At 53.7% G+C, this 15,003-nt stretch carries 11 protein-coding genes; 2 read left to right on the top strand and 9 right to left on the bottom strand.

Annotated elements, in window-relative coordinates; translation table 11 throughout:
- Window positions 1-106: 106 nt before the first annotated feature.
- The 8 genes from glyS to ACZ5EH_RS18065 form a co-directional block, all read right to left on the bottom strand.
- A complete protein-coding gene (glyS, locus tag ACZ5EH_RS18100) occupies window positions 107-2,197 on the bottom strand; it encodes a glycine--tRNA ligase subunit beta (protein ID WP_464275280.1) in 2,091 nt (696 codons plus the stop codon).
- 2 nt (window positions 2,198-2,199) lie between these two features.
- Entirely contained in the window at window positions 2,200-3,108 is a 909-nt protein-coding gene (glyQ, locus tag ACZ5EH_RS18095; RefSeq protein ID WP_464275279.1) for a glycine--tRNA ligase subunit alpha, read from the bottom strand.
- Between the two features lie 124 nt (window positions 3,109-3,232).
- Entirely contained in the window at window positions 3,233-4,021 is a 789-nt protein-coding gene (gene recO / locus ACZ5EH_RS18090; RefSeq protein WP_464275278.1) for a DNA repair protein RecO, read from the bottom strand.
- Between the two features lie 25 nt (window positions 4,022-4,046).
- Entirely contained in the window at window positions 4,047-5,198 is a 1,152-nt protein-coding gene (locus ACZ5EH_RS18085) for a helix-turn-helix domain-containing protein (protein WP_464275277.1), read from the bottom strand.
- A 63-nt stretch (window positions 5,199-5,261) separates the two neighbouring features.
- On the bottom strand, window positions 5,262-6,245 hold the full coding sequence (locus ACZ5EH_RS18080; protein ID WP_464275276.1) for a SurA N-terminal domain-containing protein: 984 nt from the start codon (window positions 6,243-6,245) through the stop codon (window positions 5,262-5,264).
- Between the two features lie 137 nt (window positions 6,246-6,382).
- A complete protein-coding gene (locus ACZ5EH_RS18075; protein ID WP_464275275.1) occupies window positions 6,383-7,558 on the bottom strand; it encodes a peptidylprolyl isomerase in 1,176 nt (391 codons plus the stop codon).
- Window positions 7,551-11,138, bottom strand: a complete 3,588-nt coding sequence (gene mfd, locus ACZ5EH_RS18070; protein WP_464275274.1) for a transcription-repair coupling factor — start codon at window positions 11,136-11,138, stop codon at window positions 7,551-7,553. Before mfd ends, ACZ5EH_RS18075 begins: the two co-directional genes overlap by 8 nt.
- A gap of 120 nt (window positions 11,139-11,258) precedes the next feature.
- Complete coding sequence (locus tag ACZ5EH_RS18065) at window positions 11,259-11,735, bottom strand: chemotaxis protein CheW (RefSeq protein ID WP_464275273.1); 477 nt, start codon at window positions 11,733-11,735, stop codon at window positions 11,259-11,261.
- 540 nt (window positions 11,736-12,275) lie between these two features.
- Here ACZ5EH_RS18065 and ACZ5EH_RS18060 point away from each other — a divergent pair.
- The gene (locus tag ACZ5EH_RS18060) at window positions 12,276-12,491 is read left to right on the top strand and encodes a hypothetical protein (RefSeq protein ID WP_464275272.1); all 216 of its coding nucleotides are present in this window, start codon (window positions 12,276-12,278) and stop codon (window positions 12,489-12,491) included.
- Window positions 12,492-12,592: 101 nt separating this feature from the next.
- Here ACZ5EH_RS18060 and ACZ5EH_RS18055 read toward each other — a convergent pair whose 3' ends face one another.
- Window positions 12,593-13,930 (bottom strand): UDP-glucose dehydrogenase family protein, encoded by a 1,338-nt coding sequence (locus tag ACZ5EH_RS18055; protein WP_464275271.1) that lies wholly within the window; start codon window positions 13,928-13,930, stop codon window positions 12,593-12,595.
- 295 nt (window positions 13,931-14,225) lie between these two features.
- Between ACZ5EH_RS18055 and ACZ5EH_RS18050 the strand changes: the two genes are divergently transcribed.
- Window positions 14,226-14,951, top strand: coding sequence for a pyridoxine 5'-phosphate synthase (locus ACZ5EH_RS18050; RefSeq protein ID WP_464275270.1), 726 nt, complete (start codon window positions 14,226-14,228; stop codon window positions 14,949-14,951).
- Window positions 14,952-15,003: the final 52 nt, after the last annotated feature.

The raw sequence follows: 15,003 nt of genomic DNA, 5'->3' as shown, positions 1-15,003 counted from the left end.
TCAATTTGGAAAAGAAGTCTTTACATTCCAAAATGGAAATTTGTCAAGTACTTTTCCAGACATTTATCTCACACATTGCCTGCAGCGTTTACGCAACATACTCCTACTAGACCTGCATGGCATTGAAATCCGCCAAACGGGCCAGCTTCTCCACCAGGGCCTGCAGCAGATTCAAACGGTTCAACCGCAACGCCTCATCATCGCACATAACCATGACGTTATCAAAAAAGGCATCCACATAAGGGCGCAACTCCCGCAACAGGCCCATGAGTTCGGCATAATCATCCTGCTGCCAGAGACTATCAAAACGCGGCGCCATGGCTTCGATCTGGGCGGCAAGCTCCTTCTCCTGGGGCTCCTGCAGCTTGGCAGCGATAAACTCCCCGGTCAAAGGCTGTCCGGCTTCGCTTCCTTGCTTGCGGATGATGTTCCCCGCACGCTTGAAGGTCAGTACCGCCTGTTCAAAATCGGCCTCTTTGCTGAAGCTCTCCAGGGCTTTTATGCGCGCTTCAAGCCCCCAGACGTCTGCTATACCGGCATTTACACAAGCGCCCACAACCAGGGTGGCGTGCCCTTGCTGTACAAAAAGCCCCCGTAAACGCTGCCCAAAAAACTCACGCAGCGCCAGGGCAGTTTCTTCAGGGCTCTTTTTCCAATCGCGTTCACCATAGCCTGCAATGGCTTTCTGGATCAGTCCTTCCAAATCCAGGCGGATGCCTTTTTCCAAAAGGATACGGCAAATGCCAAGTGCGCTGCGTCTGAGTGCATAGGGATCGTTTGCCCCAGTGGGGGCCATATCCAATCCAAAACACCCAGCCAGGGTGTCGGCCTTATCCGCAATGGAAACAAGAGCGCCCGCTACACTTCCAGGTACAGGGCTATCCGGCCCTGCTGGCAGGTAATGTTCGTAGATTGCCGTGGCAACCGCATCGGTTTCGCCCTTTTTACGTGCGTATATCCCACCCATCATGCCTTGCAGATCGGCAAACTCGCCAACCATTTCGGTCACCAGGTCGGCCTTGGCCAGCAACCCTGCACGATGCGCAACATCTTTGGCATCGGGTGCAGCCTCCTCGGCAAACGCAGTTGCCAAAGCCTGAATACGTTTGGCCCGATCAGCCATGCTCCCCAGAGGGGCGAGGAAGATGACGCTCTCGAGCTTTGCCAGCCACTGGTCAAAAGATTGGGCGAGGTCGGTCTTCCAAAAGAAGCGGGCGTCTTCAAGACGGGCCTTGAGCACACGCTCCCACCCTTTGCGCACCAGATCCAAATCCTTGGGGTCCAGATTCAGGGTGCAGAGAAAATGCGGCAGCAGCTTCCCTTCGCCATCCTCGACGCCAAAGCTCTTCTGATGACTTTCCATGCTGGTCAGCAGAACCTCGCGCGGGAGTTCCAAAAAAGCAGGATCAAAATTGCCAAGCACAGGCTTGGGAAATTCCACCAGGCCGGTGACTTCTTCCAACAGCGAATCCTTCCAGACCACACTGCCACCAGCGCTTTTTGCCTGCGCGTCGCCTTGCTCCATGATGCTGGCGCGACGCACTGCCGGGTCCAGCACAACCTGCCCCTTGTCAGCGACTACATCGCGATAAGCCGTAGCATTGGGCACTTCCCAAGGGCCAAAACCATGCACGCGATGGCCGCACGTAGTGTTGCCACTGGACATGCCGTCCATGGAAAAGGAAATGGTCTTGTCATCAAGTAGCGCCAGCAACCACCTGATGGGGCGGCCAAAGGTCTGCTCCCCTGCGCCCCAACGCATACGTTTGGGGAACGGCAAAGCATTTGCCGCCGCAGCCAACAATTCAGGCAACAACGCAACTGCGGGCGCCCCTCCAACAGTCTTACGCACAGCCAGATATTCGCCCTTGTCCGTGGTGTGCCAAAAAGCGTCTTCCAGGTTTACACCTTGCGTTTTGGCAAAACCGACTGCGGCCTTGGTGGGGTTGCCGTCCTGATCATATGCGACCTTGCGCGGCGGCCCCGTCACCAGTTCCTCGTTGGTACGCTGCTCTGCAGCAAGGGAATCCACGATAACGGCAAGTCTGCGGGGGGTGGCGTAGGTCTGCAGCCCCTCGTAATCGAGCAAGGCAGCCTCAAAGCGGGCAGCCAGGTCCTTGACAAGAGCCTGCTCCAACCCGTTCAAAAAGCGGGCAGGCATTTCCTCGAATCCGATTTCAAATACAAAAACAGACATGGCTAGCGCACCTCCCCGGTGGAGTTGTCATTCATTGGGGCGCCGCCAGGCAACATGGGATAGCCCAGGTCCTCGCGCTGTTGTGCATATAAACGCGCCACACGGGAGGCCAGGTTGCGTACGCGGGCAATATAGGTGGTGCGCTCCGTAATGGAGATGGCGCCGCGTGCCTGCAACAGATTGAAAGTATGCGAACACTTCATGCAGTAATCATAGGCGGGCCAGGGCAATCCTTCCTTGCACAGCGCCAGCCCTTCCTTCTCAAAGTCATTGAAGTGTGCAAGCAGCATGGATGCGTCGCTGTGCTCAAAGTTATAGCGAGAATTTTCCACCTCGCCCTGATGGTGCACCTGCCCATAGGTAACACGGTCGTTCCACTGCAAATCGTAGACAGATTCCTTTTCCTGCAGGTACATGCTGATGCGCTCAAGGCCGTATGTCAGCTCTACACTGATGGGCGAGAGATCAATGCCCCCTACCTGCTGAAAATAGGTGAATTGCGTAACTTCCATGCCATTCAACCAGACTTCCCAGCCCAAGCCCCAAGCGCCAAGGGTTGGCGATTCCCAGTCGTCTTCCACAAAACGCACATCATGGGAGCGCTGATCAAAGCCCAATGCCTCCAGGCTTTTCAGGTAGACTTCCTGAACATCCGGGGGGGAGGGCTTGAGGATTACCTGGAATTGATAATAATGCTGCAGCCGATTGGGGTTTTCCCCGTAGCGCCCGTCAGTCGGACGTCTGGATGGCTCAACATAGGCCACATTCCATGGCTCTGGCCCGATGACCCGTAAAAAAGTGGCGGGGTTGAAGGTACCGGCCCCAACCTCTACATCATAGGGCTGTTGAATAATGCAGCCGTAATCGGCCCAAAAACGTTGCAAAGTAAGAATCACGTCCTGAAAATGCATGCTGGTCTCCTGCAAAATGTGGTGCGGTTGCGCGAACCTGCGGGCAAGCGCATAGCATCAAAGCGGACTGAAAGCCAGTAGTATTACCTGCTGCCACCAGCCACAAAATGGTTTTGCATCCGGATCAGGTCTTGCGGAAACCGCCCTTTTCCCAGGCAAGACCCAGATGATAGCGTACGAAGTGATCCACAAGTGTGGCGCATTCTCTGCGCACAGCAGGCGGAAGATTGAGATTTTGCCAATTTTCGGGCGAGGTGTCACGCACTCTGGCCAGCGTTTCAAGGGCCTGATTGCATACGGGCAGGTGCAGGCCACGCTCTCTGGCATTACAGGCAGGGCACAGCGCATGCCCCTGTTCAACCAGAAAACGCGCACCATAGCGCGGCACACCGCCCTCGCCGCAGGTTGCATCAGAATCACCACACAAGGGGCGACCGCAATCCACGCATGCTTCCAACTGGGGCCAAAGCCCCTGCTCAAATGCCAATCTGGCCCGAAAAAGCACTGGCACCATGGGAGAAGGTTCGCATTCGCCATCCAGCACCAGCAGTGTTTCACGCAATAAGGAGTAGGCAGCTGCACCGCTTTCGGTTCTGTCTGCAGCAGCTTCAGCAAACTTTATGCAGTTTACCGCCAATCCCAGTCGTGAACCATCACTGCGAAGTCTGGAGGGGGAATGGGTCAACACCCCTTCTTCAAGATTGAGATAGGTGCCTGTGCGGTTGCTTTTGACCTTGAAAAGCACTTCATTACACGGATCAAGGCACCCACAGAAACGCCGCCGGCTTTTACAACCGCCAAAAGCAAAGGCAGTGAGCACGCCACGAGTGGGCGAAAGAAAACGCACCCATGCGTCCGCTTCCCGGAAACGCCCCACACGGAGCACCAGGACTTTTTCGGAGAACTCCTGCACGCGGCCGGCCTCTGGTTATTCAGGTTCAAGGCGAGGGCGGAAACGTAAGCGTCTTAACACCGCTGGGAGGTATGCTGGTGGTGTAAGGCGATCCGTTATACGATAACGAAACCTCGCCTATATTGCCAAACTTCACGGCAAGGGTGCGCGTGAACCACAATTGTACACGCTCGCCCTCTCTGACATAAAAATCAGTAGTAAAATCCTTGTCAACTTTGGCTTCTATCCAGCACTCGCCACTTCCATTCACCTCGAGGATACTGACGGTGCTTTTGTCAGCAGCCCTGGCGGCAGAGGAAGCAATGACGATGGGTTTTTCTCCGGAAGCTTCTTCGGCATTCTCCGGGGTCTGCCCGGCTTCCGCCTGCGCGGCCTCTGTCTGCCCGGGTTCTGCAAGCCCGACGTCTGCCTGCCCGGATTCCGTTTGACCAGATGCATCCACAGGCGCAACAGCAGTAGCAGCTGTATCCCCCTGACCCGCGGCATTCTCCTGGGCGCCATCCGCTGGCAATGCTTCAGCAGGAACAGTCAATCCGGGGGGGGCAGGCATATTACCAGGCTGCTCCATGGAACTCGCCCCTGGCAAAGGCTCGGGAATCAATTCCACAGGAGGCGCTACAGGTTCAGGAGGCAGCATCGGTTGGGCATCATTTTCCCTATTGATCTGCCCGTTCTGCATTCCGCCAGACGTTTCCTGTTCGGTTTCCGGCTCAGTGGATTGCGGCGTCACCACAGCTGGCTGCATGGAGTCAGAAGAACCGTTTGTGCCAGGCTGGAAGAAATACCACCACACCCCGTAACCGGCGCCCCCAAGAACTGCCAGCAGCAATATCACTACAATAATCTTGGACCCGGGACTCTTCCGGTTACCTGAACTAAGGGTAATGTCACGCGTACGATGGCGTCTGCGTTCTTCTTGCTCTTCTTCTTCGATGACATGGGCAAAAGCAGTATCGACAGCCGCGCCCAAGCCCTTGACCTCGATGCTAAGCATACGCGCATAGGTATTTATGAACCCCTTCACATAGACGGGATGCGGTAAATCCTCCACGCGACCATCCTCAATGGCCTCGAGGTGGCGACGGCTCACCTTGGTCTCCTGCATCACTTCTTCAATGCTGAGACCTTTTTGCAGACGCTCCTGCCGTAATATTTCGCCAACTTCCTGAAAGTTCATCGTCCTCGTTGCCTTTATGAGGCTACAAGATTTATTTTGCGGCAACGCCTTCCGATCACAAAACTACAGTCTGTCGTCTATGACGGCATTTTCACGAAGACGCTGCGTATATTCCTTGAAAAGCTTCTCGGATTTTTGCTCTGCAAGTACGGACCTGATCTGATCGCGCACCGCATCAGTCAAAGCAGGCGCACCAGTATTACTGCTGCTTTTGTCACCACTTGCAAGCAGAATAAACGCTGGCTTGCCACCAAGCACAAAAGGTTTGCTCACCTGGCCTATTTGGAGATTGCTGGCCACAGCCTTGATTTCGGGAGCCAAATCCTTGACATCCACCATCCCCAAGTCACCGCCCTGTTCTGCGGCAGGGCCTACAGAATACTTTTTGGCGGCAGCCGAAAAGGTCATTTCACCAGCAACAATGCTGCTCCGCAGATCATCAGGATCAGGCGTCGGCCCCAAGACTATGAGACTGAGGCGCAATGCATCGGCGCCTGCGCCGGAGATTTCGCCTTTGTGTTCCTGGTAGAACTGCTCCACCTCTTCATCTGTAATGATAATCTTGCGGTTAACCATTGCAGTAACAAGTCTGTCGCGCAACATCTTACGTCTGATTCTGTCCTTGTAACCTTCAAGGGTCATCCCTTGCTGCGTAAGATACCCCTCGAGCTGTTCTTGCGTCAGATTGTTCTGCTCTTTAAATCTATCAAGAAAAGATCTGATTTCACCATCAGACACTTCAATCTGATATCTTTTGGCCTGCTCTTCGATCAGGATATCAGCGATCATCTTGTCCAGAATCCGGCGACGCAAGTCCTGCACGTCCATATTCATGTACTCGGAGTTCTGACTTTCCTGCACGGTCTTGAGGAAGACCTCGAGGTTTTGGTTTACCTCGGAGAGCGTGATAAGCCGGCCGTTGACCACAGCAACGATACGGTCAACAACTTCAGCCCCTTGGACTGCTGGAGCGCCATAAAACAGAAGCAACAGCAATGCAAAAGACAGTGTACAAAGGACTGACCGGGTGCGAGTAGCTACATTCATATGCATAATTATGGTTACCTGTTTAGGTACGTTGTCAGAGTATCGGGTAAAAAAACAGTGCGAAGGTACCCGTTGTCGCAAATCTTTGCAACTGCCCTACGCGTATCCCCTGCCCCCCGGAAACTGTAAACTTTTTACTAGGCAGCAGTACCGCGGTGGCCATACACGCCGCTTGTAGCCCCATCCTGGGAACCGCTCCCTGAATTCTCAAGAGCAGAAGGCGCTGGCTGCGAATTCTGCCCTGGAGAAACAGCGTCTCCCTCTTCCATGGGCGCCTCGTCGCCCAACGGGGCTTCGGAACCAGGAGCAGTGGGCTCTTCGGCAGGAGCAACCTCCTCCTGCGCCGGTTCTTCCGCATCATCGCCATCAGTCACAAGTTGCTGACTTACAAAAATATCTGCGCCTGCCAGTTCGTTTTCAAGCCAGTCCGTAAACGCCTTTTGCAGCTTGCGCTCCATCAACTGCTTTTCTATCATTGTAGCGGCTTCCTGCGGGGAAAGCTGATGCGCAGGAGTGCGTTCCAAGAGGATTAACGCTTCGGCCCCGCTTTGAGCAGACAAAGCTTCACTGCCTTCACCTTCGGCAACACCGGCAAGAGCGCCCTGCCATTTACGCGTCAGCCTGTCTTCCAGTACGCGCATTTCTTGTAACTTTACCGTAGGAAATTCCCCTGCAAACGCTTCTGCATCGTGATTCTTTTCATAGTGGGCCACAGCAGCGGCCACGGTGTCCTTGTCAGGGCCTGTCACCAGCAAAAAACGGATCCTGGAAGGTACATTGTACTGATCAATGTGCGCTTTGTAATAGTCCTCGATTTCCCAAGGCTCTACCGTAACACGGGGGCGCAATATCTTTTCCAAAAGCTTATTGTATGCCAGATGCGCCCGCAGTTGCTCCCGCCATACATCCAGGTCAATATATTCTTCAACCAAAACCTGCTCGAACATTCCTTTGGGGTAATCCGCCCGCACCGTTGCCTCTGCCTGAAGCAATTCGTCCCTGGTTACGGGCATTCCCTTTTCGTCGAGCACCTGGAATATCAGTTCCTGGGCAATGAGTTCGCTTAGAATGCGGTTATAGTCGGCCTTCAGCTTTCCCAAACTAGGAGAAACAGTGCCGGACCACCCCAAATGCGACAGGTCGTATTTTGCCTCAAGCTGCTCAAGAAAAATGGGTTTTCCATTAACCCGAGCAACAACCCCCACATCGCTGGGTTCCTGGCTGCACCCCGCAAGACCACTGCCAATAAGTATCGCTGTCATCATGGCCGGCAAAGCCAGCCGCACAAAAAATGCTCGCTGTTTCTTAAACATGTTCTCGCTCGTACTGTGTTGATTCGGCGGCAGCACCAATCAGCCCCTCGATGGAGGCGTACGCCTTGCGCAGAGCGTCTCTGCGGGTGCCGCTGGCATCAAGCTTCAATTCCAGAGTAGAAGGCGGTTTGAGCCTGGCTTTGTCTTTGTGTTCCGCCACCCATGTTACCAGGGTTTGCGGTTCGATAACGCCAACGTCTTCGCTCCATGTCATACGAATCATGCCTGGAGCAAGATCTGCCTTGGCCACCTGCAATTTGCCAAGCAGCCGTTTTATGGAAAGCACCTCAAGGAAATCCTGCAGGGTTTCTGGCAAGGGACCAAAACGGTCTCGCACTTCTGCCTCCAAATCCTGCATCGCCTCCTGACTCTGTGCCGAGGAAAATCCTTTGTAAAACCGCAGTCGTTCACCTGCATCCGAAATATACGACTCGGGAATATTGGCGGAAAACCCGATGTTGAGTTCGGTTTCTGTGGCCTGAACCATGGGGCCGCCCTTGATACGTCGCACTTCCTCTTCAAGCATTTCGAGGAAAAGGTCCAGCCCGACCTTTGCAATATGCCCGGATTGAGACTCGCCAAGTATATTACCGGCGCCACGCAAACGCAGATCCTCCATGGCGACCTGGAAACCGGCGCCAAGATAGTCCATATCCATGATAATCTTCAAGCGCTTACGTGCGACCTCTCCCAGACGCTCCATGCTGGGAGTCACAAAATAGGCATACGCCTGGCGATCCGAGCGTCCCACACGGCCGCGGAGCTGATACAATTGCCCCAGCCCGAACATCTGCGCCTGGTCCACTACCAGGGTATTGGCCCGAGGAAAGTCCAATCCGGATTCGATAATCGCAGTGCAGACCAGGACATCAAGCTCACCATGCCAGAATTTGTGCATTGCCTCTTCGAGCTGCCGTTCCGGCATTTGTCCATGGGCTTGCCCTACATTTGCTTCGGGAACAAGTGAACGAACAAATTCTTCGACCTTTCCCAGGCCTTGCACACGGTTATGTACCCAGAAAACCTGTCCGCCCCGATCAAGCTCGCGCAAAAGAATATTGCGCAACATATCAGGCGTACGCTCCACCACGGCGGTCTCAACGGGTTTACGTTCTCTCGGGGGAGTTTCGATCACGGAAAGCTCTCGAACGCCGGAAAGAGAAAGCTGTAATGTGCGTGGGATAGGCGTTGCCGTCAGGGTGAGCGCGTCAATATTCTTGCGAAGCTTCTTCAACCGTTCCTTATGCTTGACCCCAAAACGCTGTTCTTCATCCAAAACCAGCAAGCCTAGATTGGGGAGCAAAACGTCCTTGGAAAGCAACCTGTGGGTGCCGATGAGAATATCCACCTGTCCACGCTTGGCGGCATCTATCACCTGGGATTGTTTCTTTGCCGAAACAAAACGACTGAGCATGGCCACATTCACAGGGAATCCCTGCAGGCGGCTTTTGAAATTCTGATAATGCTGTTCCGCCAAAACAGTGGTTGGGCACAACAGGGCAACCTGTCGATTATCCAAAGCAGCACGGAAGGCAGCGCGCAAGGCGACTTCCGTCTTGCCGAACCCTACGTCACCACAAATGAGGCGATCCATGGGTTCTGGCCGTTCCATATCATCGAGCACATCCTGAATGGCCCGCGCCTGGTCAGGTGTTTCCTCAAAACCGAAGGAAGCCTCGAACTCCCTGTATATCTCATTCAGCGGACCATAGGCATAGCCTTTGGCGATCTTGCGAAAGGCGTACATCTCCACCAGATCATGAGCGATCTTTTCAATGGCTTTGCGAGCCTTTTCTCTGGTGCGCACCCAGCCAACGCCACCCAGACGATCCAGTGCAGGCTCTTCACCATCGGGCCCCTTGTAAGGTTGCACCCGGGAAAGCCTGTCCACTGGCAGATACAGCTTATCCTCGCCTTGAAAAAGGAGCAGCAGGTAATCATTGGCCACACCGCCGGCCTCCACCCTGCTGAGGCCGCCAAAGCGCCCCAGTCCATAATCGCGGTGTACAAGCAAGTCCCCTTCTTTGAGCCCTTCATAGCTCTTCATTCCCTTGAAGGCGCGATCAGCCGGCCGGGCCTTGAAACTGCCCTTGGGCTGCAGCACTGGTTCGCCCAGCACAAGGGTCTGGCTCCAGTTGAGCTCGTACCCCTTCTGCAGTGGTCCCACCAGGGCGAAAAGCCCCTGGGCTTGGGAATCATACTCCACACGAAAGCGCAGGCCTTCGTCTTCCGCCAGTTTAAGGAACTTACGGCGCCCCTGCTCGGTGTGGAAAGCCAGAATGGTCTGTCTACGAGAACGCCCCCATTCCCGTAACAGGGCGACCAAAGAATGCCAGGGGCGGTCCTTACTCAAGCCTGCATCGCGGTAAGCATCTTCGCTTGCGGCATCCTCAGGCAAGGAGCGGTCCGGATCAAACGCATCGTGCCGGAAACGGGCGAACAGTTCGTCAAAAGACTCCACCCGTGTTTCCAGAAGATCATTTCCCTGCTTTTGCGCCCCAAGCGCCAGGTCCTGAAAGACAACGCTCCTTCTGGAACGCAACATCGCATCCAGGGAATCAGTGGAGCGCATGGCCAACGAGAGGGGCGGCTCCCTGTCATCACTTTCCTGACGCTGCTCCCACCCCCAGAGGGTTTCCTGCAACCAGCTTTCGCTGAAGCCGCTTCCGATGTGAACGCCACCAGGAGTCGAGAGCAGGAACACGGGATTGTAGGGCAGCCAGTCTTCAAAAAGCGAAGGGGTTTCGAAAAAGACTCCCGGCAAAATAGGGACGCGCCCTTCATCCAGACCGCGCAACAGCGCTTGTTCCTGTTCCGGTTGCATTTCTCCCTTTTTGCGTAGCCCCTTCCAGCGGGAGCGCGCCGCATCGGCTTCACTGCCCGTGGGGGAGCCGGGTTGCACCGGCAGTAGCACAGCCTCGTCAAGTTGGGCCTTGGCACGCTGACTGACAGGATCAAAGAGGCGAATGTCCTCAACCACGTCCCCAAAAAACTCTACACGCAGGGGTGTGTCGTATCCAGGGGCGAAAACGTCAAGGATGTCGCCACGCATGGCCATTTCACCGGGTCTCGAGACCATGGTGACGCGCTCGTAGCCCCATATTGCAGCCTGCTCCAGCAATATTTCAGAGGAAAGCTCTTCCCCGCGACGCAAAGACAACTGGTTGTTGCGCAAAAAATCCAAAGACGGCCATAATGGCAAAAGATTTTCTGCTGTCAGCACCAATCCTCGTGCTCCGGCCCCCTCTTGAAGGGCATGCAGACAAGCCAGACGCTGTGGCCAACCTGCACCGCGCCCCGAATGTCCGTTTTCCGGAGAAAAAGGCGGCATGATTATCCAGCGCTCATCCCAAAGCGCATTATGGCATGGAGGATCCAGAAGTCGCAGCAATCCTTTGACCGCTGTGAGTTCGGTTGGATCACGCAGCAACATGACCGGGCTGGCATTATGCTGTAAAAGAGCCTGGGCAAGAAAAACCCAGGTCGCGGGGCCGCTTTTATTAATGACGACGCTTTTTCCGGATTCACGCAGAACGTCTTGTACAAATCCGGGAAGAGCTACTTTTGGGGGTTGTGGCACTGGTAAGTATTTGGTTCGAGGGCAATCTCGAAGGCTTGGCGCAATCCCGGCCGTAAATATAAACCGCACGACTTCCAAATACAGGGAAGTCGTGCGGCAGATAGCCGGTGCGTCTTGTTGTTACAGCTGGTTGAGCATGCTGCGCTCTTCTCCGGAAAGCAGGCTGTCGAGATCGAGAAGAATCAGGAGGCGATCTTCAAGCTTACCGACACCAGAGATGTATTCAGACTCGAGCCCTGCAACCACAGGCGGCGGCGGCTCAACCGTATTAGCGGGAATTCGCAGGACCTCGGACACGGAATCAACCACAAACCCAACAATCATGTTATTGATTTCAATAACGATTATACGGGTATGCTTGTCATGGTCGCGAGATTCCAGACCAAACCGCTTGCGCAGATCAATAATGGGAATAACCTTACCGCGAAGGTTGATGACACCTTCAACGAATTCCGGCGCCCTGGGCACCTTGGTTATTTCCATGGTGCGGATTATTTCCTGCACCTTGAGGATGTCGACGCCAAACTCTTCTTCGCCGATACTAAACGTCACAAGCTGTAGCAGCTCGGCATCCTGTTTTCTTTGCTCTTCATTCATTCCAGATCTCCGATCGGCGAAAGGTTGGGCTTTGAGGATTTCGCCATCCCCGTTTCAACATAAATTCGCTGAAAAATCCTATAAAACACAACCTGTGGAACTGCAAGCCCAACAGGCACATAAAGTCTCCGTCACAATGTCGATCTCACTTGATTTCGACTCCGAAAAAATACTTTTTGACCTGCTACCTGATACGACAGCACAGAATCATGCAACCAACCACAAAAATCATGCGAATGATTTATGCAAAAAAATGATCTGATACAGCACGACCCATTGAAAATGGTATTTATCCCAGAGTTTCAGAGCCAAAGCATGAAATGAACTACATACAAAACGTCAATTGAAAAACATTTTCACTCGCAAAACATATTCAAAGAACGAAGCTTTTCCTTTACTTGAGCCCCCTTGAAAAGCATTCCGTTGCAATTTTGCAAAAGATACTTGCAAGCCGAGCCGATCTTCTATACATGGGGGCCATCCACCAAGGGGACTGGCTGGGGATATCCTGCCGCAGCCGCACCTGAGAAAGGAGTTCAAATGGGACGTTTTTTCTTACAGACGGAAGATTTTCCGCTGGCCGAGCAGATCAAATCCCTGGGCGATGATGAGCTGCTCGATTTTTGGGAAGAAACTCAGTATCTTGAAAAGTTTCTTGAAGAGGAATTTTCGTACGAGGGCGAGTACCCCGTAGAGTATGAACGCATCATCCTGCAGGAACTGCAGCTCAGAACCTGTCTTAGACTTCTTGCTTGATCTGTTAGCCTAACACGCTGAAAATACCAAAAGACGATGCCTCATCCGACGCATACAGCCGGATGAGGCATCTTTTTTGTCTTTATCACTTCAGACAGCTTCTAGAAGCTGGGGCTGGGGCGGCCTACGCAAAAGTAGACAAAGCCCATATCCGTCATAAGCTGGGGAGAATACAGGTTACGGCCGTCAAAGATGGCCGGTGTTTTAAGCAGTTTTTTGATGCGGTCGAAATCCGGACTCCGGAACTGGTTCCATTCTGTCACAACAGCCAGAACATCAGCGCCTTCGAGTGCTTTGTACTGCTCGTCGACAATCACGGCGCGAGGGTCGTTGAGTTGTTCCATGGCGCGCTTTCCTGCAACCGGATCAAAGGCCTGCACCTTGCACCCCTTGGAAAGCAGGTAGCGGGTTATCTCCAAGGAAGCGGCCTCGCGCACATCGTCAGTATTGGCCTTGAACGCCAGCCCCCAGAGGGCGACCGTCTTGCCTTCGCAACCATCGTGCGCTTCGAAATAGTTGGTGATCTTCTTGCCCAGCATAAGCTTCTGGCGGTTGTTGACCTCATCAACAGCGTTAAGCAGTTGTGGCACATACTCGATGGAATCGGCAGTATGGATCAAGGCCTTGACGTCCTTGGGAAAGCAGGAACCGCCATAGCCAACGCCAGGGTATATGAAGTTGTAGCCGATACGGTGATCCGAACCGATCCCCATGCGAACATCGCGGACATCAGCACCGACCCGCTCACAGATATTGGCGATTTCGTTTATGAAAGAAATTTTGGTGGCCAGCATGCAGTTAGCGGCATACTTGGTCATCTCCGCGCTTCGCACACTCATGATCATCATTTTGTCTCTGCTGCGAGCAAAAGGCGAATACAGAGCCTTGAGGATCTCCGCAGTCCGCACATTATCCGTCCCCACGATGACACGGTCGGGCTTCATGAAGTCATTAACCGCGTCGCCCTCTTTCAAAAACTCGGGGTTGGACACCACGTCATACTCAACATCGACATTACGCTTGGTCAATTCTTCCTGAATGATGCTTTTCACGGAATCGGCAGTTCCCACAGGAACCGTGGATTTATCTACGACGATTTTATAGCTCGTGATCAACTGCCCCACTTCACTGGCAACCTGATGTACGTATTTCAGGTCGCAAGAACCATCATCATTACTCGGGGTTCCCACGGTGATGAAAACGAGCAGAGCGTCATCAAGCCCTTCTTTAAGGCTGGTGGTGAAGCGCAAACGCCCTTCTTTGTAGTTGCGGATGACAAGGTCTTCCAGACCCGGTTCGTATATATGGACCTTGCCCTGAGACAAGCTTTCCACAACTTCGGGATTCACATCCACGCAAGTGACGGTATTTCCAGTCTCAGCAAAACAGGCTGCGCTGACCAGCCCAACATATCCGGTTCCGACGATGCAAAGATTCATGGTATACTCTTTTGTTACGATTTATAGCTTTTCAAAAAGGCGATGAAGAAAATGACCCCTATTCCATTTGAGCGGGATTCGTCAACACAGGTCAGAACCGCAAAAGCTTGTTCCAGAACCATTGCCAGCGGTTTTACGCAGCAGAAAGCTTGACTTTCAGTAGCCTGGAACTATTACTGGGGGCACAAAATGACCAGCAATTCGCGATGTAAAGGTACACTTCGTTGCGCCGCTGCTTATGGCATAGCACTGCAATGCCCCCTTTGCCAAAACAACACAAACCCGGGAGGTCCCCATGCCTGTTCTGGTTGTCAACGTCGATCATGTGGCCACATTACGCCAGGCCAGGCAAGGAAAGGAACCTGAGCCAATTACTGCCGCGCACATTGCGGAACTTGCCGGAGCGCGCGGCATAATCGTCCACTTACGCGAAGACAGACGCCACATTCAGGATCGCGATGTGGAACTGATGTCCCAAACCCTGAACACCAGGCTGCATCTGGAAATGGCCGCCACCGAAGAGATGCAGGCCATAGCCCTGCGCACGAAGCCGCACATGGTATGCCTGGTGCCAGAGAAACGCGAAGAGCTTACCACCGAAGGTGGTCTCGCAGTAGCAGGACGTGAAGCGGAATTGCGCGAGTTTCTTACTCCGCTCAAAAAGCAGGGCGCCCTGGCTAGCTTGTTCATTGAAGCAGCGCCGGAGCAAATCGAAGCAGCGCAAAAAACCGGCGCGGAATACATTGAAATCCATACAGGGCACTATGCCGACGCAACGACAGAACAAGAAGCTCTGGCAGAATTCAAGAAGATCGTCGCCGGTATCGACCTTGCCCAACGCATTGGCCTGGAAGTCAATCTAGGTCATGGCCTCAACTACACCAACATCCAGCGTTTTGCCCGCATTTCAGGCATCAGGGAATACTCCATAGGGCACAGCATCATTTCCCGCGCGGTGCTGGTTGGTTTGGAGCGCGCAGTCAAGGACATGGCGGAGATCATCTCCACATTTGCAGAGTAGACGGCTCTGTCGAACCAGCCTTGCGATCGAAACGCTTTCTGGAAAAGAAAGA

The sequence above is a fragment of the Desulfovibrio biadhensis genome (genome assembly GCF_055388615.1).
The sequence above is the reverse complement of the archived record's forward strand: the minus strand, read 5'-3'. Positions and strand labels throughout refer to the sequence as shown.

What these genes read in the sequence shown, in the direction of transcription:
- ACZ5EH_RS18075 (WP_464275275.1), bottom strand. Translation starts at nt 7,558, where the DNA reads ATGTTTAAGAAACAGCGAGCATTTTTTGTGCGGCTGGCTTTGCCGGCC.
- ACZ5EH_RS18050 (WP_464275270.1), top strand. Translation starts at nt 14,226, where the DNA reads ATGCCTGTTCTGGTTGTCAACGTCGATCATGTGGCCACATTACGCCAG.
- ACZ5EH_RS18080 (WP_464275276.1), bottom strand. Translation starts at nt 6,245, where the DNA reads ATGAATGTAGCTACTCGCACCCGGTCAGTCCTTTGTACACTGTCTTTT.
- glyQ (WP_464275279.1), bottom strand. Translation starts at nt 3,108, where the DNA reads ATGCATTTTCAGGACGTGATTCTTACTTTGCAACGTTTTTGGGCCGAT.
- ACZ5EH_RS18065 (WP_464275273.1), bottom strand. Translation starts at nt 11,735, where the DNA reads ATGAATGAAGAGCAAAGAAAACAGGATGCCGAGCTGCTACAGCTTGTG.
- ACZ5EH_RS18060 (WP_464275272.1), top strand. Translation starts at nt 12,276, where the DNA reads ATGGGACGTTTTTTCTTACAGACGGAAGATTTTCCGCTGGCCGAGCAG.
- ACZ5EH_RS18085 (WP_464275277.1), bottom strand. Translation starts at nt 5,198, where the DNA reads ATGAACTTTCAGGAAGTTGGCGAAATATTACGGCAGGAGCGTCTGCAA.
- glyS (WP_464275280.1), bottom strand. Translation starts at nt 2,197, where the DNA reads ATGTCTGTTTTTGTATTTGAAATCGGATTCGAGGAAATGCCTGCCCGC.
- ACZ5EH_RS18055 (WP_464275271.1), bottom strand. Translation starts at nt 13,930, where the DNA reads ATGAATCTTTGCATCGTCGGAACCGGATATGTTGGGCTGGTCAGCGCA.